At 53.0% G+C, this 19,693-nt stretch carries 18 protein-coding genes; 10 read left to right on the top strand and 8 right to left on the bottom strand.

What is annotated here, in order from left to right; translation table 11 throughout:
* Nucleotides 1-245 precede the first annotated feature (245 nt).
* Nucleotides 246-1,094 (top strand): MBL fold metallo-hydrolase, encoded by an 849-nt coding sequence (locus tag ABIB59_RS08180; RefSeq protein ID WP_354034898.1) that lies wholly within the window; start codon nt 246-248, stop codon nt 1,092-1,094.
* A gap of 116 nt (nt 1,095-1,210) precedes the next feature.
* On the opposite strand, the gene ABIB59_RS08175 is transcribed toward ABIB59_RS08180, so the two are convergent.
* Both ABIB59_RS08175 and ABIB59_RS08170 read right to left on the bottom strand, forming a co-directional pair.
* Entirely contained in the window at nt 1,211-3,124 is a 1,914-nt protein-coding gene (locus ABIB59_RS08175; RefSeq protein WP_354034896.1) for a methyl-accepting chemotaxis protein, read from the bottom strand.
* Nucleotides 3,125-3,722: 598 nt separating this feature from the next.
* Nucleotides 3,723-4,529, bottom strand: a complete 807-nt coding sequence (locus ABIB59_RS08170; RefSeq protein ID WP_354034894.1) for an SDR family NAD(P)-dependent oxidoreductase — start codon at nt 4,527-4,529, stop codon at nt 3,723-3,725.
* Between the two features lie 172 nt (nt 4,530-4,701).
* Between ABIB59_RS08170 and ABIB59_RS08165 the strand changes: the two genes are divergently transcribed.
* Complete coding sequence (locus ABIB59_RS08165) at nt 4,702-5,868, top strand: MFS transporter (protein ID WP_354034892.1); 1,167 nt, start codon at nt 4,702-4,704, stop codon at nt 5,866-5,868.
* On the opposite strand, the gene ABIB59_RS08160 is transcribed toward ABIB59_RS08165, so the two are convergent.
* Nucleotides 5,865-8,612 carry an ATP-binding protein gene (locus tag ABIB59_RS08160; RefSeq protein ID WP_354034890.1) on the bottom strand — a complete coding sequence of 916 codons (2,748 nt, stop codon included), beginning with the start codon at nt 8,610-8,612 and terminating at the stop codon, nt 5,865-5,867. The genes ABIB59_RS08165 and ABIB59_RS08160 overlap by 4 nt on opposite strands.
* Before the next feature lie 166 nt (nt 8,613-8,778).
* Nucleotides 8,779-9,795 carry an NADP-dependent oxidoreductase gene (locus ABIB59_RS08155; RefSeq protein ID WP_169040099.1) on the bottom strand — a complete coding sequence of 339 codons (1,017 nt, stop codon included), beginning with the start codon at nt 9,793-9,795 and terminating at the stop codon, nt 8,779-8,781.
* Between the two features lie 90 nt (nt 9,796-9,885).
* On the opposite strand from ABIB59_RS08155, the gene ABIB59_RS08150 reads away from it, so the two are divergent.
* From ABIB59_RS08150 to ABIB59_RS08125, 6 genes are all read left to right on the top strand, one after another.
* Nucleotides 9,886-10,788 carry a LysR family transcriptional regulator gene (locus ABIB59_RS08150; protein WP_071194918.1) on the top strand — a complete coding sequence of 301 codons (903 nt, stop codon included), beginning with the start codon at nt 9,886-9,888 and terminating at the stop codon, nt 10,786-10,788.
* 240 nt (nt 10,789-11,028) lie between these two features.
* On the top strand, nt 11,029-11,835 hold the full coding sequence (locus ABIB59_RS08145) for a MipA/OmpV family protein (RefSeq protein ID WP_039079316.1): 807 nt from the start codon (nt 11,029-11,031) through the stop codon (nt 11,833-11,835).
* Nucleotides 11,836-11,846: 11 nt separating this feature from the next.
* Nucleotides 11,847-12,962, top strand: a complete 1,116-nt coding sequence (locus ABIB59_RS08140; protein WP_354034888.1) for a serine hydrolase domain-containing protein — start codon at nt 11,847-11,849, stop codon at nt 12,960-12,962.
* Nucleotides 12,949-13,296 carry a hypothetical protein gene (locus ABIB59_RS08135; RefSeq protein ID WP_071194867.1) on the top strand — a complete coding sequence of 116 codons (348 nt, stop codon included), beginning with the start codon at nt 12,949-12,951 and terminating at the stop codon, nt 13,294-13,296. The genes ABIB59_RS08140 and ABIB59_RS08135 overlap by 14 nt, the downstream gene beginning before the upstream one ends.
* Before the next feature lie 25 nt (nt 13,297-13,321).
* The gene (locus ABIB59_RS08130) at nt 13,322-13,855 is read left to right on the top strand and encodes a DUF2975 domain-containing protein (protein ID WP_071194866.1); all 534 of its coding nucleotides are present in this window, start codon (nt 13,322-13,324) and stop codon (nt 13,853-13,855) included.
* 2 nt (nt 13,856-13,857) lie between these two features.
* A complete protein-coding gene (locus tag ABIB59_RS08125; protein ID WP_039079320.1) occupies nt 13,858-14,094 on the top strand; it encodes a helix-turn-helix domain-containing protein in 237 nt (78 codons plus the stop codon).
* Nucleotides 14,095-14,225: 131 nt separating this feature from the next.
* On the opposite strand, the gene ABIB59_RS08120 is transcribed toward ABIB59_RS08125, so the two are convergent.
* Entirely contained in the window at nt 14,226-15,008 is a 783-nt protein-coding gene (locus tag ABIB59_RS08120; protein WP_110294868.1) for a helix-turn-helix transcriptional regulator, read from the bottom strand.
* Nucleotides 15,009-15,097: 89 nt separating this feature from the next.
* On the opposite strand from ABIB59_RS08120, the gene ABIB59_RS08115 reads away from it, so the two are divergent.
* Nucleotides 15,098-15,814, top strand: a complete 717-nt coding sequence (locus tag ABIB59_RS08115; RefSeq protein ID WP_354034886.1) for a class I SAM-dependent methyltransferase — start codon at nt 15,098-15,100, stop codon at nt 15,812-15,814.
* 200 nt (nt 15,815-16,014) lie between these two features.
* Here ABIB59_RS08115 and ABIB59_RS08110 read toward each other — a convergent pair whose 3' ends face one another.
* Genes ABIB59_RS08110 through ABIB59_RS08100 form a run of 3 tightly spaced genes read right to left on the bottom strand, consistent with a single transcriptional unit; the run spans nt 16,015 to nt 18,565 of the window.
* Complete coding sequence (locus ABIB59_RS08110; protein WP_354034884.1) at nt 16,015-16,452, bottom strand: hypothetical protein; 438 nt, start codon at nt 16,450-16,452, stop codon at nt 16,015-16,017.
* A gap of 32 nt (nt 16,453-16,484) precedes the next feature.
* Nucleotides 16,485-17,888, bottom strand: a complete 1,404-nt coding sequence (locus ABIB59_RS08105) for a sensor histidine kinase (RefSeq protein WP_354034882.1) — start codon at nt 17,886-17,888, stop codon at nt 16,485-16,487.
* Nucleotides 17,888-18,565 carry a response regulator gene (locus tag ABIB59_RS08100; protein WP_110294866.1) on the bottom strand — a complete coding sequence of 226 codons (678 nt, stop codon included), beginning with the start codon at nt 18,563-18,565 and terminating at the stop codon, nt 17,888-17,890. Before ABIB59_RS08100 ends, ABIB59_RS08105 begins: the two co-directional genes overlap by 1 nt.
* 205 nt (nt 18,566-18,770) lie before the next feature.
* Between ABIB59_RS08100 and ABIB59_RS08095 the strand changes: the two genes are divergently transcribed.
* Entirely contained in the window at nt 18,771-19,607 is an 837-nt protein-coding gene (locus ABIB59_RS08095) for a MipA/OmpV family protein (RefSeq protein WP_354034880.1), read from the top strand.
* The last annotated feature ends 86 nt before the right edge of the window (nt 19,608-19,693 follow it).

The following is a 19,693-nucleotide window of genomic DNA, read 5'->3' as shown; positions in this document are numbered from 1 at the left end:
ACAAGGGCTCTCTTTCGCAACTGACCATGCCGTTTAGTGAGTAAATATCACTGACAGGTGAAATATTATCGATTTCCAGACCACAAAACACCCTATAGCATGAGTAAAAATCATTAAGCAGAGTGAGTGGTTGTCTGCGGTTACTCATGCGGAGGCAGGACAATGTTGTATTTCGTGGAGTGCTCATATACCGATCCAAAGAGCAGGCAAGAGTGGAATGAATTTTATCCTCAGGAGAGATACCGATGAACGCGCCCTTCTTCCCAACATGCCAGATTGGCGATTTTCAGGTAACGGCGCTGAGTGATGGCGATATGTCTGTCAGCCTGGATTTATTGTCAGGCATTGCAGCAGCGGATGCCGCAGCCATTCAGCGCCAGGCCGGAATGACTGAGCCCGGCAATATCCATATCAACGGCTATCTTATTCGCGGCCGGGGGCGAACCATGCTGGTTGATGCCGGTACAGGCGGGTTGAACAACGCGGGGGGCCAGCTCAAAGCCAGGCTTGCGGCTAGCGGCGTCAATCATAACGATGTGGACAGCGTATTACTGACACACTGCCATCCGGACCACATTGGCGGCCTGCTTGATGCCGAAGGACGGCCTGTATTTGAACATGCGAAACTCTTTTTGCATCCTCTCGAAGCGAGTCACTGGCGCGATGATGGCAAATTAAAAAAGGGGAGTGCACACGGCCAGCGTAATTTCCGTCTGGCCAGACAAACGCTGGATGCCTATGCAGAGAATGTGCGTTTTTTTAGCGCAGACAACATCATAAAGGGCATTACCCCGGTCTGGTTACCGGGTCATACGCCGGGGCATTGCGGGTTTCGCATTGACGCGCATGAAAGAAGCCTGCTGATATGGGGCGACATTGTCCATTATCCGCATATTCAGACGGCACAGCCCGCCGTGACGATTTTGTTTGATGCCGACCCCGCACAGGCCGAAGACACGCGCAAAAGAATCCTCGCACAAGCCGTGCGTGAAAATCTGCTTATTGCGGGCATGCATCTGGGACCGAGGGGGTTTGCGAACATTGTCAGAAATGATACTGGCTACGCTATTGCGTGGCCCGACGAGCTGAGATGAATTCCGGCTGTGTGTTCAGACGCACCGGTTAAGTGCCCGGCGTTTTCCGGGCCTCTCGTGGTGTGTTAAGCCGTGCCCTCTTCGCTCAAGAGGGCACCGTTTTTTTTGGCTGGTAATCAGAACGATTCCCAGTCAGAACCGTTCGCTGTTGACGCTGCGGGTCGCAGGCTAACCTTAGCGCGCGCTGCCGCTGGGGCGTATTTCGGCTTAGCCGTTTCTGAATTCAGTTTGAACACGGAAACCAGTTGCGCCAGTTGTTCGGCCTGTTGTTCCAGTGATAATGACGCCGCAGACGACTCCTGAACTAGCGCCGCATTCTGCTGGGTTGTGGAATCGAGCTCCGTTACCGCTTTACCAATCTGATCGATACCCCTGCTCTGCTCTTCCGAGGCGCTGGAGATTTCGTTCATGATCCCACTCACATTGGTGACCGAGGAGACAATCTGCTCCATGGTGGTACCGGCTTTGTTCGCCATTTCTGAGCCGGTCGTCACGCGTTGTACCGACTCTTTTATCAATCCTTCGATCTCTTTGGCAGCCTGGGCGCTACGTTGGGCAAGGCTTCTTACTTCACCCGCCACCACCGCGAAACCGCGCCCTTGCTCACCGGCGCGCGCCGCCTCAACGGCTGCGTTAAGCGCAAGAATGTTGGTCTGGAACGAAATACCATTTATTACACTGATAATGTCGGTAATTTTGTTGGAGCTTTCGGTAATGGTTTCCATGGTGCTGACCACGTCCCAGACAATTTTGCCACCGGAACGCGCATGCTCTGCCGCCACGCCTGCAAGCTGGCTGGCCTCACGCGCATTGTCTGCGTTGCGCTTAACCGTTGAGGTCAACTCTTCCATACTCGCCGCCGTTTCGACCACCGCGGCTGACTGCTCTTCGGTGCGGGAGGCAAGGTCAGTGTTGCCTGCGGAGATGTCCGACGAGGCGTTCGCCACGTGAATGACCGACTCTTTAATTTGGGTGATCATGTCACGAAGCTTGTCGTTCATGACGCCCATAGCCATTGTCAGACGGCCCAGTTCATCGGTTGACTGCGGCTCAATGGTCGCGGTCAGGTCGCCTTCGGCAATGCGTTCCGCCAGCGTCAGGTTGTGTTTAATCTGGCGGGTCATCTGGCGGGTAAGCAGCCAGGCAACCAGTAAGCCTGTCAGCACTGCGCAAAGGGCAACGACGCCCATAATGATCATCACACGTTGAATAATATCGATATTTTTCTGAGTCTGACCAGTAACTAAATCATTGGTAATAGTATTAATTTTTTCTGCAACGCCGGTGAGCGCTGTCGCGGCACTCTGCGACTCTTTCTGGGCATTAGCATAAGCGGCAACATTATCCTGCATTCCGCTCAGGAATGTCTGAGCCATCTCTTTATCTTCGGCTGTAAAAGTGACATTTTCGGAATGGAGAATCTTCATCGCCTCATCGTATTGAGCCTTAAAGATATCCATCCCCAATTTTCCGGCAGATGACTGAATTTCATAAGCGGCCGCCCAGGTGTTATTGAGGTGATTGAGCAACGCGACTTCATCTTTTGAAATGGTTTCCTGCTGCTCAAGGCGGGTACTGAATTTATCGAGCAGGGTTTTGAGAGCAGGAGAGGTTAAATTCTGCGATTTTTCGACGGTCACCTGTTCGAGTTTAACGAACGTATCACGGTGGGTGGCATAGTCAGGAATAGTACTGCGCAATTCATCAAACAAAACACGGGCATCGCTGTCCCAGGTAAAGTCGAGACCCGTAATCGCTTTTTGATCCATCTTATCAATGGCGACTCTATTCGCCTGCAGTGATTTTTCATCATGGTTTAATTGATAAGTTAAACGGTTACGTCGCGCCGTATTGAGCTCGGTACTTATCTCATTGATTAATTTACCTTTTAAGGCATGCTCACGGATACTCGCGGACTGTTGAATGCTAATAAGTGAGGACAGAACAATAATAACGATTAAAACTGCAAACCCGCCAAAAAGTTTGGCAGCCACAGGCAGATTTTTTATTGACGGTAACAGCTTTGACATAGACGTATCCTCAGTGTTCTTTTTTAATATTTAAAAAATAGTTTCATTTTTACTTCTTATTCGATTGCGGTTTTTCATTTCTTTTTGAGGAGTCACAAAAAGTGGGCTATCACGTTACTTATCGTCAATTACGCAATTTAATTTAATAAAAAAATCAAAAAAAAGATCTGCGGAAAATATATCCTAAGAAAATTAAGATTGTTGCATAAATAATGTGAACGGCCCAACACATTACGGTGTTCTTACCGTGATAATCATAAGCCTGCAAAGTTATTTATGACCAACCGCTACGCTGTGGAATTAAAAGATATAATATATTTCGCTAACGATGTATATTGCGAGGATTACTGTTCGGCATGTTATTAATTATCATTACTCAGGCTTTTTGCTGATCACTATCGAAAATGTTTATCGTGCCAGTCATGCAAGAGAAGCGTCTGAGATTGTAGCCATATTTAAAACCACATACTGTCTCAGCTATTTCCAGCGCTGGTTTTAATCCTCAGCCATTTTCTTTATTCACATTGCACTGACTGCTCTCCATCCGGCTGACGAACCACCCCGGCTTTGCGGTGCGGTTCAGCCAACCGTGGAAAAATCACATAAATCGCTCTGCCCCGCCTGACGCTTCAATTGTCTGGCCGGTAACAAACTGATTTCTGTCTGAAAGCAGGAAAGCCGTAATTGCCGCAATATCCTCAGGAAGCCCAAAGCGCCCCACCGGGGTTTTCTCTTTACCCAGCAGTGCCATCACCTCGTCGTCCGTTTTTTCAGCCAGTTCAGGGCGACGATGGCGGACATTCGGCAGCATATTCTGCGCCCAGTTATCGGTCGAGACAGCGCCCACACCAATAGCATTGACCAGGATACCATCCGGCGCCACGCTCAACGCTAAGCTCCGGGTCAGATTGTTAATTGCCGCACTCAGGGCGTGTGAGACGGTAAGTTGTGGGTTTGGATAGATACCGCCGATAGAAGAAATATTAACAATGCGCCCCCAGTTTCGCTTCTGCATGCCGGGAATAACCGCCTTACAAAAACGCCGCATGGCAGAGAATTTGGTCTCCGTCATTAATTGCCAGTCCTCTTCTGACGTGGTGAGTAGAGTACCCGCATGCGCTCTTCCGGCATTATTGACCAGTAAATCAATTCCCTGAAAAACCGTTTCTGCGTGTTCAACCACCCGTGCCGGGAGGTGGGGATCGGTCACATCCCCGGCAACAGGCAGCGCCGAAACGCCATATTTATCGGCAATCTTCTTCGCGGCCAGGATCAGATCAGACTCTTGTCTGGATACCATGACTAAATGCGCCCCGTTTGCCGCCAGTTCTTCGCAAATGCTAAAACCAATGCCGGTTCGGGCTCCGGTGACCAGCGCCACTTTTCCTGTCAGTTTTAAATCCATGTGTTGTTCCTCATAGTAAACACAATGACCAGATGAAGAAAATATGAGTAACAAATAACGCATTCAGGGGCTTGCGCAGCAGAATTCAGACGTCTGAAAAAAACGCGCAAAGCGTTAAGCATCACCTCTTCTTATACTGCGGTAACATTTTATTCCGGGTGAGGAGTGGTCAATGCAGACCCACAACCACGCGCTTTCTTCTGCCAGGATCCTGATGCTGGCTATTATTTGCTGTATCGTGGTGGCGAATATTTATTTTAATCAATCCGTTCTGAATTTGATTGCGGGTGCCTTTCCCAATGAACGGAATGCGGTTTCTTTGATCCCCATGGCGACCCAGTTAGGTTATGCGGCGGGGTTATTCTTTCTCATCCCATTAGGCGATTATATTGAACGTCAGCGGCTGATCCTGCGCCAGGCCCAGGTGCTTTTCCTGGCGCTGCTCGGCATGATGTTATCCCCAACGGCGACCGTGCTGGTGTTTTTCTCTTTTATTACGGGCATGTCCGCAACCGTGGCCCAACAAATCGTGCCGCTGGCCGCCTCTCTCGCCGGGCCGTCATCCCGGGGTAAAACCGTGGGTACCGTGATGAGCGGCGTTCTCGCCGGTATCCTTGCCGGGCGGGCGATTGGCGGTCTCATCGGTCAGTATTTCGACTGGCGGGGTGTCTTTTTGTTCGGCGCGCTCATGACGCTACTGGCCGTCGTTTTTATCGTGCGCATTTTGCCTTCGCAGTCGTTGCCTGCGCCAACATTTAACTATCTGGCGGTATTGCGTTCACTCGGGCAACTGTGGAAAAGCGAACCGCAGGTGCGCAAGGCAACGCTGACACAAGCCATACTGTTTGCCTCCTTCAGCGTGCTGTGGACCGTACTCCCATTCTGGTTAGCCCATCGCTACGATTACGGCGCGGGGGTAACCGGAACACTGGCGGCGCTGGGGTTAATCGGCATTCTGTGTGCCCCTCTGGCGGGGAGTTTCAGCGATCGTCAGGGCCCCTTCCGGATGGTGATGTTGGGCGTCATTCTCATGCTGCTGGCCTGGATTGTTTTTTGGGGCTGGAACAGTATGGCGGGGATGGTGGTGGGCATTCTGTTGCTGGATGCGGGCGAACAATGTGTACTGATAGCGAACCAGCACACCATTTACGCGTTGCGCCCGGATGCCAGAAACCGTCTGAACACCCTCTTTATGTGCGTTATGTTTATTGGTGGCGCCAGTGGTTCCCTGACAGCCACCGGGTTATGGCAGGCAACGCAAAGCTGGACGCTGATTTCTGCGGCGGGGGCCGCTCTCGTACTCTGTGGGATGCTCATTGCCGTGAGACGTAAAGATTAGCGCCCTATTCGGGCACACAGGGCCAGCGCATTTCTTACCTCTGTCGCCCTGTGTGAACCATCGACATCGTTTAAAGCGTTCCGAATTAACTGCTTTGCTGCCCCGTTTTCCCCGGCTTCGGCCTGAACGGTTGCCAGTGAACAGGCAATACGCAGAGCCCAGCCGTGGGCCCGCTGCTGACGCGCTTTATCCAACGCTTGTGTCAGCAATAAACGTCGCTCCTGGGCTGGTGATTGCGTGGTGCAAAGACGCATCAGTTCTGGCGCGCACCAGTTGTCTGGCCCCTCGCTGGCGGCTTTCTGCGCCAGCGCGCCATCAATTTCTGACAATAAAGGGGAGTATTGCCAGTCTAATCCCGTCGCCCGCAGCGAACTGAACAGTGTGGTTTGACTGACATCGCTATGACGGAACTGTTGGGACCAGACAAGAAACAGCTCGCCGTAGGTCTTCCAGAAATACAAATCATGCTTTTCTGCCAGTTGAACAAGCCAGTTCGCGCCCCTGACCACCCAACGCGGACGGCGTTCCAGCGCCGCTGTCATACAGGCGCCCTCGGCGAGCGCACAGCAGAGAGAACAGGCATGCTGCAAACGGGCGGCTTTTTTAACGCCGCGCAACGCCATCTGTTTTGCGGCCTTATACTCACCCTGAACCCAAAGTAAGCGAGACAGAAAAGCCATGCCGGCGGTCTCCTGATCGAGACCAAAACGAAAGGAATGGCTCATACTTTCCTGCGCGTACCAGGCCAAAGATTGCAGCAGATAATGGCGGCCTTCGCTATGCTGACCTAAAAAATGCAGGGAGACACCGAGAATACGCAGCCCGGCGGCATGGGCTTCTGCATCATTGATGGATCGCGCCAGTTCGCACATTGACTGCGCATGTTCACGCGCTTTACCAGGAGCGCCCGTGCGCAGGCAATACAGCCATAACCCATAGTGCGCCTGTAAACGTATCTCTTTATCGTCGAGCTTTTCCGCCAGCGTCAGTGCGGTTTGCCAGGCCGAATAGGTTTCAGATGTCGGGCCTTTTGCCCAGGTCGATGCCTTACCTGCTGCGGCGCACAGATGCATTCTCTGATGTAACGTTAATACGACCCGCGCGTTATTTTCATAGAGCAGAGGGTAAATATGACGCTGACACTCATCATAGAGTGAGTATTCAATCCAGAACGGCGTCATCGCCTGTAAGATCGCAAGCCCTGTTGAGGGATCGCGCCCCTCAGTTAATGTTTGCTGTAAAACGCGGCGCAAATCATTAAGGATGGGACGATAGCGCTCCCGCCACTGCTCCGTTGGTAAGCTAAGCCAGTCCCTCTGCGCCTGTTTCACCAGCACGCTATTGTAATGGGCAAAATCGGCTGCATGCGCAACATATTCATCCTCATCACGGAGCTTCGCGCAGGCGAACTGGCGCATGGTTTCCAGCAGACGAAAACGGGTAACAGGCGCCTGGCTACTGACCTGAATCAGCGACAGAGACAACAAGCGCTGCAAATCGTCAATAACCTGCCAGCTATGGTTGTCTTTTGTCCGCAGAAAATCACTGACGGATTGCACGCTAAACGTGTCGGTAAAGATGCCCAGCATTCTGAATAATCGCTGCTCACGCGCGTTGAGTAACTGATAAGTCCACTCCAGCGTCGTCACTATTTTCTGATGTCTGGGCTCCAGCGAACGGTGGGTATTGCTCAATAATGGGAAGCGGTCCTCAAGCCGATGATAAATCTCACTCACACTCATAAAGGGCAGACGGGAGGCCGCAAGTTCAATAGCCAGGGGTAAGCCATCAAGATGACGGCATAATTCACCAATCAACACCAGTTCACGTGCTGAGGGTTGGAAATCATGCGCACTGGCCCGGACACGCTCAATAAAGAGACGGACGCTGGCAAAAGAGATTAACGAGGCGTTATCGTCGCCCTCTTCGTGCGGGACTTGCAACGGCGGGAGTAAATATTGTTGTTCACCAGCAACCTGGAGCGCCACCTGGCTGGTCAATAACAGTTTGATCCGGGGAGCCAGTCTCAGAAGCCGCGTCATCAGCGGTTCCAGTTCGCTCGTCACGTGCTCACAGTTATCAATAAGCAGCAAACACTGACGTCGCGCGAGCTGTTGGCGTAAATCGGCATCCTGTTCAAGACCGGCTAAGGGAAGATGTAACGCCTGAGAAATAACGGAGAGCACGCTGGATGCGTCGGTAATATGGGCCAGTTCCGCCACACAGACGCCATCGGGAAATTGCGGGTGCAACTGGTTAACCACTTCCCACGCCAGACGCGTCTTACCCACGCCGCCAGGACCGGTTATCGTCACCAGAGGGTGCTGATTTAGCAGGGCACAGAGTTCCTGCACCGCCTGGTCGCGCCCTAAAATCGAGCTCAGAAAGGGGGTAACAGGCGGAACCGGTATTTCCGGGTCGGGAGATGCCTGCAACGGTACGTTCTTGATGTTAAAGCGGTAGCCACTGCCAAATTCAGTAACAAGGAGATGCCGGTCTCGCCCCAACAGGCGGCGAAGCGCTGAAATTTGCGCCTGAAGATTGTTCTCTTCGACGATTTCATTTCCCCATACATGGGTCAGGAGAGACGCTTTACTGACCGCTTTACCGTCGGCACTTATCAGGACCACCAGAACATCAAATGCTCTGGCAGAAATTTTTACCGGCTTACCCCGGTGCAACAGAATCCTTAGCTGGGGCCAGAGTTGCCATTCAGCAAAGTGAATCTCATCAGTTGTTATCATAGTCTTGAGATCTTCTGTTTTTCACCATCACACACTGTTGCCGCAAGGAGGCCAGGCGATACAGAGACCCGGCATAGCCTGACCTGAACCGTTGATAAGTATAGAGTCATGCCCCTGTGGCGCATAGCGCTGCGATGTATTCATTAACTCGTAAGAGGAGTCATTATCAGAGGTTTGTCAGCACAATTTTACCCTGAATCCCGCCCATCGCAGCACGCTGATGGGCAGCGCAAGCCTGGGCTAACGGATAGGTACTGTCAATAACCACCCGGACAAGGCCATTTTCCAGAAGACGTCCTGCTTCATTTAATTGCGCGCCGCTGGAGCGTACCTGGGTGGAAGAGACCGTAATCTCTTTTTGCGCGGCCTCGTCCCTTGCGGAAAAACCCAAAGGGTTAACCAGAAAAAGAGCCCCGCCTGGCTTTATACAACGCAGAAAGCGTTCCATATGCGCCCCGCCCACCGCATCGAGAACCAGATCAACATTGTTGACCACCTCCTCGGCTGCCGTTGTGGTGTAGTCGATAAATTCGTCGGCCCCCAGCTCGCGCAACAGCGCCTCATGGCGCGAAGAGGCCACAGCGATAACCTTCGCCCCTTTCCAGCGGGCGATTTGCACGGCAAGGTGCCCCACGCCGCCGCCAGCGCCATTGACCAGCACCGTCCGGCCTTTTAATGGCACGGCTTTATGAGGAAAAGGCTGGAAGGGATTAACCGCATCATGCCCTGTGTCGACAAGAAACTGCCAGGCGGTAAGCAGCGACATTGGCGCGGCGGCGGCCTCCACATGCCCTATCCCCTGGGGTTTGAGTGCCAGTTCGGATGCAGGCACACTGACATATTCTGCATAGGCGCCGCTGCCCGTCATCACCTTCTCAGGAAAACGCACCATCGAATAGACGTCATCTCCGGGGCGAAACGCAGTCACATTTTTACCGACGGCGGCAACGATGCCTGATACGTCAGTACCCAAAATAAGGGGAAAAACGGGATCGGGGCGCCATTCCGGTGGCAGTGTGCGAAAGCCATCGCGCAGATACCAGTCCGGCGGGTTAAGGCTGGCCGCCTGCATATGCACCAGGACATCGTCGTTGCCCACATGTGGTCTGGGTGCATCTTCATAAAGCAGGTTTTCTGGCCCGCCAAACGCATGGAGTTGTACTGCTTTCATCATCTCAGTCATCATCATCTCGCTCTAAAAGACCTCAGGTGACAGAGCATAGGATCAATAACCCAGGTTGATAATATGGCTGAATTTCGCTTTACTTATGCCATGAAGGAACAAATCGGTTTTGAGAGACTCACAGGTCTTATTGCATTCGCTCGCGCAGGCGCTCTGGGTAGCTATAGTGCCGCTGCCCGTTCGCTTTCTGTTTCCCCCTCAGCCATCAGTAAAAGTATTCAGCGTCTTGAGAAGCAGCTCGGCATTACCTTATTCACCCGAACGACACGCTCACTGGTGTTAACTGCCGAAGGGCGCGAACTGCATGAGCGGGCTTTGCGGTTGCTACGGGATGCGGAGGAGATTGAACAGATAGCGAAACACGCTCGCGCGGAGCCCGCAGGGATATTACGCATTGCGGCGTCACTGCCGGTGGGTATCCATATGATTGCCCCTCTCCTTCCCGCCTTTTGCGCACTTCATCCAAAAGTGACCATTGATCTACGCCTGAGCGACCAGCGAGTAAGCCTCGTTGATGAGAATATTGATATTGCCATTCGACTTGGCGAGCTCGCGGATTCCAACCTCCTGTTGCGTCGCCTTCCCCCCTATCAGATAGGTTGTTATGCCTCGCCTGACTATTTAGCCCGCTGCGCCCCTCCGCTGCATCCCAATGATTTATCCGGGCATACGACGATTAATCTGCGTTATCAAAATACAGGGCAGCTTTTTCGCTGGCCGTTTCGCGTCGGGGAGCGCGAGATAGACATTGTGCCGTCATCAACGATCATTGCGGATACCAGCGAAGCCGTCATTGCCGCCATTGTTGCCGGTGCCGGAATCGGTATGGCCGCGAATTTTATGGCGGCGTCCCGGGTAAGCGACAAAAAGCTTGTTCCGCTGCTCTGTGATTTCGCGGTGGAGCGGCATGACATGTCGGCCGTGTGGCATGAAAGTCGACGTTCCAATCCTGCGGTACGCGCTTTTCTGGATCATATGCTTAGCCATTTTTAAGCTACCGGTTTTCCGCGATAACACTCACTGCACCGTCAAATGGGCCTCGTCAGGCGCAATACGTAGCGTCGCGCCTGTCACAATAAATTTCTTACCTGTACACCGTGGCATCGCCATTTCCTGAAATCATCTATCCGCTCAGTTGACTTAATATAAAACAATAAAAATTTATTGTAAAACGATAAACTCCAGGCTAGCCTGCACACACTTCAACCTACCGTTTGCCAGGAGAGGCATCGAATGAAAAGAAGTCTGCAATATGGCGTTTCGCTTGCGGGAATCATGCTTTGTGTTCCTTTACACAGCGCGGATCTGTCCGGGTACGCGGGTCTCGGCGTTGCAGTCAGCCCCGTCTATTCGGGGTCACAGCACGCTGCGCCAGGTCCGTTACTCAAAGGTGGCGTAAGCCTTAAGAGTGATGGCTGGGGATATTGGGATCTGTCTACAGACGGTCTGGCATGGACGCTGCCAGCGGATCCCCCGTTTGCCGTGAGCCTACTGTTAACACCGGATGAGGGGCGAAAAGAGGTATTCAACTACCCATTTTCCGGCAGAAAAAACCGTGACTTGCAAGGGATGGGAGACCTTTCCGACATCCTCATGGCGGGTGCGGAATTGCGGTATCAACGTGAGGGCTGGATGGTATGGTTGCGCGCATTAAGTGCAACACAAAAGCACCGATACGGGGGTGAAACGCAGGATCCGGGCATGACGTTAAACAGTGGCGTGAAGGCAACGCTATGGCACTGGCGGGATGTCGATTTTTCAGTCGCTGGCGATATCACCTGGGCGAACGGCGGTTATCAACAGCGCCATTACGGTGTCACCACAAGCCAGGCGCAACGCACTGATTTTTCTGTCTATCGCCCGTCATCGGGTTTCCAGCTTGGTGGAGTGTCTACCGGGCTGGTCTGGCACATTAGCGAAAACGTAGCCGCAGGAGTGAGCGGTCGCGCGGCATACCTGTTTGATGAGGCGGGTAAGAGTCCGTTAGTGAAAAGCCGAATGCAGTACACCCTGTCATCACTGATTCAGTATGAATTCTGAGGCGGACAACAATGAAGAAGCACTCTGTGCGCAGTCGTACGCGGTTGTTAGCCGCCGGTACAGCTTTTGTGTCGCTGATAGCGGCGGGGATCTACCTGCAACCCGGATTTAGTTCACCGTCTTTGCATCAGACGGGAGATGCAACGGTAGCCTCGTTTTTAACCCCTTTGCTGAAAGGATCAAGAGGCAGCGTTGCCGCCGCCTTCATCACCCCGCGAGGCGTACAATATGCGCTGTGGAACAGTGATTATGCAAAACAGTATGAAATTGCCAGCCTGACCAAAACCATGACCAGCAGCCTGCTGATTGAAGCGCAGAGACGCGGCGAAGCAACGGCACAAACCCGCGTAGGAGAACTCGTCCCGGAAATCACTGGCCCGGCGAGCGAGATAACACTTGAGCAACTGGCATCACATCGCTCTGGCCTGCCGCCGCTGGCGACATCATTACGACAGAAAATTCAGGTAATTAAGGCCATCATCCTGCGTGACAATTTCTGGAATTACGATGACGAGACATTAATAGAGATGGTGAACACCACCCGCGTTGAAAAACCCGCTGTATTTGATTACTCCAATACCGGCTATGCCCTGCTGGGATTGGCGCTGGCGCGCGCATCACATCAATCTTTTGCCACGTTGTTGCACACACGGGTTTTTGCGCAAGCGCAAATGAAAAGCTCCGTCATCGCAGACGATTCGACACCCGTCACCCCCGCATTCAGCCACGGCTGGTCAGTTTCCGGATTCAGCGAAGCGCCGTGGGTATTGCACGCATTTACCCCCGCCGCGGGAGTACGATCGACCATTGTCGATATGGCAAATTATGCGCAGGCGTTACTGGCAGGAAAACTCGCAGGAAGCGAAGCGATGCCGCCGCGATTTGCCACTGACGATCCCGATTCACGGATTGGTTATGCCTGGTTTACAACCCGCATACATGGGCGCGATATCACCTGGCATGACGGCGAGTCCTCTGGGTTTGCCAGCGCTATCGCCCTGGATCCGCAGCGTAAAAGCGCCGTGGTTATCCTCTCCGACACCGGATGGCCGGTGATTGGTCCGGCTGTTCGGCTGTTACTCACCCAGCCGTCTTCTGAAACAGAGGCACACCGTGAACTGGATTGATATTCTCTGGGCAATACTCGCCTTTGCTTCGACCATGTTGTTTGTGTGCGGAAACTGGGCTTCGCATTACAAACTTCGCTTAGTCAATTATATCCTGACCGTTGGCATTATTATTTACTGCGTGGAGATGATGCAGACAATAACGCACCTCAGTAAGCCGGGTTACTTATTCAGAATGCTGACCTGGGCGATTCAGGCATCTTATATCGCTTTTGGTGTCTACCGCGTATGGCCAAATCCCTGGCTAAAACGCGGCGCTAAAGGTCTGAACGCCAGCAAGATTGCTATCGCGCTGATGCTTATGTCATGCTTTAGCATACTGGTCTTAAAATAGTGCGTATTATTCAGGAAGGTTCAATGTGAAAGGTGCGAGAAATAAAATCAGCCTGGCGCTCATCACCGGCGTGCTACCGCTATTTCTTATCCTGGTGGTAATTACACCGCTGTGGATGTATTTCACGGGTTCGTCGTTTTTTATTTCCAGTATGCTCAGGTTCGCCGAGATTCAGGGCGATAATTTGCCAACCACGACGGTATCGTCACTTAACCAGCTACTTTTGCTGGTGATTCTCTATTTCCCGACGGGGCTGTTTGCTTTTGCTATCTGGCAAGGTATGAAAGTCACGCAACTGGTACGCCAAAAACAGATCCTCACTCAGGCGCTGGCGCACAGTGTACGTAAAATCGCGATAGCGATGCTAAGCCTTGGGATCGTCCTGCCAGTGTGCCGCTTTTTGATCCCTCTGGTCGTCTGGTGGCCGGAACATTTCTACCAGGTCACCCTGCTGATCGGCGATATTGTTCTGTTATTAGCGGGCGGCTTGCTGCTTGTGACGTTTCACTCCCTGGTTGAGGGGATCAGAGCGGAAGAAGAAAATAAGGAGTTTATCTGATTATGGCTGTCGTGGTTCATCTGGACAAAGTGTTGGTAGAGAAGAAAATGACGTCCAGAGCGCTGGCAGCCTTTGTGGGCATCACCGAGCAGAATCTCTCGCTGCTCAAGTCCGGGAAGGTTAAAGGTATTCGTTTTGATACGCTGGCAAAAATCTGTGAGGCGCTGCAGTGTCAGCCCGGCGATATTATTTCCTGGGAGCCGGATAGCCCACCAGCCGCACCGGATGACGCACTCTGACTGGCTCACTGAAAGTGAAGCGTCATTTGAGACATTCCAGCCCCCCTCAGAGATATGAATAAACCAGCCAGTAGCTGAATGGGGTCACACATGACGAAACCACAATGGCGGATTGCGGCAGACCAGCCTGCTTATGCCGTGTCGTTATGGTTTCCTTGCATTTTGCACTTCCCGGGCGAATAACCGAATTTACGCATAAATGCGCGCGAGAATGCCTCAGCGCTGCCAAAGCCCACCATCGCGGCGACGGATTTAACGCTCCGTCCGGATCGTAATTTGGCCGCGCCCAGCGCTAACCGCCAGTTCGTCAAGTACGCCCCCGGCGAGGCGCCGACCGTTTTCCTGAACACCTCGATAAATTGCGCGCGGGACATTTCGGCAATCGCAGCCAGGTCGGGGATCTGCCATTTCCGCGCCGGATCATCGTGTATAGCGACAAGGCTCCTGTGCAGTTTAGGGTGGGCAAGTCCCGCTAACAGCCCTGCATCCACGGTTCCCTGCGCGATGGCCCGACGAATGGCTAATACCACCACGACTTCGCACAACCGGGTCTGGACGGCACCGCCACCGCAACGATTCACATCGTACTCCGCCACGATCAGTTCAGCCAGGCCAAGTAATTGCGGCATCTCCGCCATGGAAAAGCACAGCTCGTCCGGTAATGCGCTAACCAGTGGGTTCGCACTGCCGCCAAAATCAACCCTTGCGGCGGCACACAGCGTCGCCCCGGCAGGCAGGCCACCCGATGTTCTGGCGCGGTAGAGCAAATGGGTCGGCCCGCCTGAGCAATTCACATCGATAATCAGCAGGTTTGCCGACGTTGGCGAATCGCACTGTTCCACATGGAGCGGAAAAGCGTGCAGGAAGGCCGTCAGACGATCATATCTTCGTGGAATATTCAGACTTTCAATCATGTCTTTGTCGAACTTTATTACCCAGAATCTTTTATTCTACGTCAACGAGAGAGAATGACCTAATACCTGGATGACTGTCTGGAGATGCCATGACCCAAGATTCTGCTGCTAAATTCGACGCCACTCGCGCAGGGGAATACGCCCAACAAAGCCGGATTGCGCTGGCCGGATATGATGCCTGCCACGAACTTTCTGCATGTATGCTCGCTGCCGCGCTGGGTGAAGCGAAGCCTGCGCGTGTGCTGGTGGTGGGGGCCGGAGGAACAGCCGGGGAGATCATCGCCGCTGCGACACTGGAGCCACGCTGGTCTTTTGTCGCCGTCGATCCCTCTCAACCAATGCTCGATCTTGCCTGTGCCAATATCGCCAGTGCCGGAATAGCCGACCGCGTTGAAGCTGTTCCCGGTGCGGTTTCTGATTTGGATGCCTCCCCCGCCTTCGATGCCGCCATTATGATTGGCGTGTTGCATCATCTGCCAGGCGATGAGGCAAAACACGATATTCTGACCCAGATTGCGATGCGCCTGAAACCGAATGCCCCGCTGGTCGTTGCAGGAAACTATCGCGCTTACGCATCGCAACCCGTGCTGATGGCCGCATGGGCAAATCGCTGGCGAATGAATGGCGCTGAACCCGAAGAGGTCCAGTCTAAAATGAACAAAATTCTGCAGGGCGCAGAGCCACCACGGTCAGAAGATGATGTCTTTGCCTTACTCTTTGGCGCCGGATTTGAGGCCCCGATTCGCTTCTTTTCCAGTTTGTTCTGGGGGGCCTGGCTGGCCCTGCGTATGTCAGCGGAGAAATGAGCGAGAAACGGATATTCTGCGGGTATTTTTCTTCTTCCTGAAATACCAGCACAGGCAAAATCTGTTTTCATTAGCCGGACACATCTTGCGATCCTGATATTGCTGGCGGGGTTAATCCGCTGAGTTTAAATAAGTCAAAACAGCATGACGACCCGCCACGCCATCTGAGAACAAGCCTGAATCTCTACAAGCGTGTTGAGCTAACACGTTTTATCCCCGCCGATCCAGCGCTTGATATCACCTATTTTTGGCGACCGGATCCCCACGCTCAGGATGTTCTTGGTGGTATATAAGCTGACCTTCGCGTTGTCGCTACCCAGGCTTTCCACCTGAATAAGCGTGTTGTTAATCAACAGTCCATCCGCAAGGAACTTTTGGTTGATCTCACCTTCTTTGTGCTCCGCGTCAAACTCACTTAATACGATAACCGGATTTCCTGAATAGGCCTCATATTCCAGGCACTGCCTTGCCATGTGCCGTAAGGTTCTATAGGTATCGGAGGGCCCCGTCTGGCTGGTAAAACTGCCATCAAAAGATGACTGGCTGCTTTTTAAATCACTGACAGTGATGGCGCACCCGCTCATGAAGATTGAAAAGAACAGTGTTGCCAGAGACAGGTATTTCACTTTCGACTCCATTGTTCTGGTAGAGGCCCTCCGCCAGGCAGGGATCAGATGTTGTGTTTCAGGCGTCCCTGGGGGTTGGGGAAGTCAATCGTCACCATCAGTCCACCTTCTGCAGATGTACTGAGGCTTACGCTGCTGTTGTGTTGCTGGGCAACCGCCTTGACGATGGCCAGGCCCAGGCCGCTTCCGCTTTGCATCTGCCTGGGATCGCGAAAAAATCGATCAAATACGCGCTCCCTCAATTCGACGGGAATGCCGGGGCCGGCGTCTGAGACACGTAGCTGCGTGGATTCATCGCGTGTTCGGACCTCTACCTCAACCCGTCCGCCCTGTGGGCTGTACTTCACGGCATTTTCAATGACATTGTCGATAAGCGACATCAGGCGCTCCCTGACGCCGGTCACCCAGGTTTCGTCATGGGAGTAAAATTCAAGCTCAATCCCGCGTTCAGCCGCCAGCGGTGACAACGCCGCCATACGCTCTTGTATGAGCGTCGTCAGCGGCACAGGCGCCATTACCGTGTCAATGCGCGCTTCACTGTGCATCAGCAATAGCAACTGATTAACGAGACGCGCCGCACGGCTATTGCTGCGAATAATCCCTGCCAGCAACTCCTGTTGCCTGTCGCTGCTGACATAGGACTGCAACGCTTCAACATTGATACGCATCGCCGCGAGCGGCGTACGTAACTCGTGAGCGGCATCGGCAATAAATACCCGTTCCCGTTCCGTGCTTTCCCGCACCCTGGCAAGAAAGATATTGATCGCATCAACCATCTGGCGAAGCTCCTTGTGCTTTGGCACTTCTTTTAAGGGCGAGAGATCGTCTGATGGTCGTAAGGAAACTTCATTAACCACTTTGTTCCACGGGCGCATCGCAATACGGATGGATAACCACGCTGGAAACAAAAGAAAAGGAATGCACACCAGCAGCGGCAATATGTAGTAGCCACGCGAGTTCAGATAAAAAAAGAAATTCCAGCCTGCGGCAGGGGTAACAAGCGTTACCTCCACGTCAGCGTTGTCTGACTTGAGCGTACGACCAGTCCAGGCGCGCCCTTCGCTCTGAATACGCTGAATCTCCCCAAACCGGGTATTTATCACCCCTGTCGGCGCGCCAGGGGATGAATAAATGAGTGCTTTATTCTTGCGAACAATCAGGCTGATTGAGAGTTCAGGATCTTCACCGCCGCCATAACCTTCCCGCAACGCCTTGCTGAACGCGTCAAGCACGGCGGTTCGCTCCTGGGGTCGCTCGTCCATACTCTGAACCAGGGTAAAAACGGCGTCGTAGGTCTTACTGCCCGTGAGTATCGAGGGGCTGCGCAAGTCCTCCCACAAGACGAAGGTCAGAAATAGAGACCAAAGCAGTGTAAGCAGGAGCATCTGAGCGACCATAATTCGCCGCACGAGCGTTGGGGTTCTCAGTTGTCGCCAGAAATTTCGCATCAACCTTCCCCTTTCTGGATAGGCACGGTATCAATGACATACCCTACGCCCCTCACCGTTCGCACATAGCCTTCGCCAATTTTGCGACGCAAATTGCCCATATGCACATCGAGCGCGTTGCTCATATTTTCTTTTGCGCCGAATACCCTCTCTTCCAGAAACCTGCGTGTCAGCACGCGATCGGTGCGCAACATTAAAATTTCAAGCAGCGCGTATTCACTGGCCGTCAATTCAATATGACGTTCGCTCACTGTCACGCGTCGGGTCGGCACATGAAGCGTTAACCCCCGAATCTCTATCACCTCATTTTGAAAACCGTAACTGCGGCGCGCAAGCGCCCTCACCCTGGCCAACAATTCGGCCAGAACAAAAGGTTTGACGAGATAGTCGTCTGCACCGGCATCCAACCCGCTCAGGCGATCCTGCAGGGTGCCTCGCGCAGTCAGGATGATGACGGGGATCCCTTTGAGCTGCTGACGCATGTACGTCATCAGGCTCATGCCATCACCGTCGGGCAGCCCAAGGTCAAGCAACACGAGTTCCGGCACGCAGGCATCGATCTGATGCAGCGCCTCCTCTTTGCGGCGAACCCATATGACATCAAACCCTTGATCTGCAAGGGCGATACGCACACCGTTGCCCAGATCCAGGTCGTCTTCGATTAGGAGAATTTTCACAATGGTTACTGTATCAACAGTGAATGAAGATCGTCTGAAGAAAAGACGGTAGCAGGAAATCCATCAGGTTTGCAGCACTGGCACTTGCTTCAGCATTTCTTCATTTTTGGCTCATGAGAACTTTAGGGTAAGCATTCACACTGAGCATTCTGGCGATTAACAACCGTTTGTCTTGTAATCAGTTGAATCAACAAGGACTTCTTTAATGAAAAACAGAAACCTGCATCCTGAGTCCCCCTGTTCATTTCCGTGCCGCAGCCTGAAAAAAATGGTGCCGGGCGTTGTCCTGGCATTACTGACCACCCCGGTACTGGCGGCGGAACAGAAACAGAGCAACGAATTGACCCTGGGTGGAGGTGTGGATGTTGCGCCCTACTATTCGGGTTCGGATAAAAGTCGTGTCACCACTGCCCTGGTAGTTGATTACGCTATTGCAAATGGCTTCTTCGTCAGCGCTCAGCGCGGTCTCGGTTACGGCAACAACATCGGCAAATTTAACTACAGCGCAGCGCTGAGCTACCGCGCAGGCCGTAAGGATCGTGACGTGGACAGCGGCTCGATAAACGGCGGCAGCGACTATTTGCGCGGTATGGGCGATATCAAAGGTTCAGCTATCGGTGTGCCGACCCTGGGGTATGAGGTGACCGACTGGCTTAATGTGCAATTGCAGGCTGAGGTGCCCCTTTCTGAGCGAGACAATGGTACGGCTTTGCATTTCGGCATTGTCAGCCCGCTCTATAAGTCATCGAGCAATGCCGTGACGCTGGCGCTAACCGGCAGTTGGGGGACGAGCAAGTATATGCAGACATACTACGGGGTAAGCGCATCGCAGTCGGCCGCATCGGGCTTTACACGATATGATGCCGGTTCCGGCATTTATGCCTGGTCCACGAATATTGACTGGACGTACAAGATTAATCAGGACTGGAGCGTGATTACCGAAGCTGGCTTTACGCAATTAACGGGGGATGCACGTAATAGCCCCATTGTTCAGCGAAAAACATCGCCCACCGGAAGCCTGAAGGTGACATACCGTTTCTGATTGCTGTTCGCGGTGCGTTTCCGGCAAACTTATGGCTATGCAATCTCAATGAACTCCTTTCGCGCCGTCCCGGCTCAGATGGCGGG

It is taken from the genome of Citrobacter sp. UYEF32 (genome assembly GCF_040546205.1).
Lineage (GTDB): Bacteria > Pseudomonadota > Gammaproteobacteria > Enterobacterales > Enterobacteriaceae > Phytobacter > Phytobacter diazotrophicus.
Note: the sequence above shows the minus strand (reverse complement) of the source record. Positions and strands in the feature narration are given on the sequence as shown.

Coding starts and splice junctions, on each gene's coding strand:
- ABIB59_RS08105 (WP_354034882.1), bottom strand. CDS start 17,888: ATGCGAAATTTCTGGCGACAACTGAGAACCCCAACGCTCGTGCGGCGA.
- ABIB59_RS08155 (WP_169040099.1), bottom strand. CDS start 9,795: ATGACTGAGATGATGAAAGCAGTACAACTCCATGCGTTTGGCGGGCCA.
- ABIB59_RS08170 (WP_354034894.1), bottom strand. CDS start 4,529: ATGGATTTAAAACTGACAGGAAAAGTGGCGCTGGTCACCGGAGCCCGA.
- ABIB59_RS08120 (WP_110294868.1), bottom strand. CDS start 15,008: ATGATTGAAAGTCTGAATATTCCACGAAGATATGATCGTCTGACGGCC.
- ABIB59_RS08095 (WP_354034880.1), top strand. CDS start 18,771: ATGAAAAACAGAAACCTGCATCCTGAGTCCCCCTGTTCATTTCCGTGC.
- ABIB59_RS08115 (WP_354034886.1), top strand. CDS start 15,098: ATGACCCAAGATTCTGCTGCTAAATTCGACGCCACTCGCGCAGGGGAA.
- ABIB59_RS08175 (WP_354034896.1), bottom strand. CDS start 3,124: ATGTCAAAGCTGTTACCGTCAATAAAAAATCTGCCTGTGGCTGCCAAA.
- ABIB59_RS08110 (WP_354034884.1), bottom strand. CDS start 16,452: ATGGAGTCGAAAGTGAAATACCTGTCTCTGGCAACACTGTTCTTTTCA.
- ABIB59_RS08165 (WP_354034892.1), top strand. CDS start 4,702: ATGCAGACCCACAACCACGCGCTTTCTTCTGCCAGGATCCTGATGCTG.
- ABIB59_RS08150 (WP_071194918.1), top strand. CDS start 9,886: ATGAAGGAACAAATCGGTTTTGAGAGACTCACAGGTCTTATTGCATTC.
- ABIB59_RS08160 (WP_354034890.1), bottom strand. CDS start 8,612: ATGATAACAACTGATGAGATTCACTTTGCTGAATGGCAACTCTGGCCC.
- ABIB59_RS08125 (WP_039079320.1), top strand. CDS start 13,858: ATGGCTGTCGTGGTTCATCTGGACAAAGTGTTGGTAGAGAAGAAAATG.
- ABIB59_RS08140 (WP_354034888.1), top strand. CDS start 11,847: ATGAAGAAGCACTCTGTGCGCAGTCGTACGCGGTTGTTAGCCGCCGGT.
- ABIB59_RS08180 (WP_354034898.1), top strand. CDS start 246: ATGAACGCGCCCTTCTTCCCAACATGCCAGATTGGCGATTTTCAGGTA.
- ABIB59_RS08145 (WP_039079316.1), top strand. CDS start 11,029: ATGAAAAGAAGTCTGCAATATGGCGTTTCGCTTGCGGGAATCATGCTT.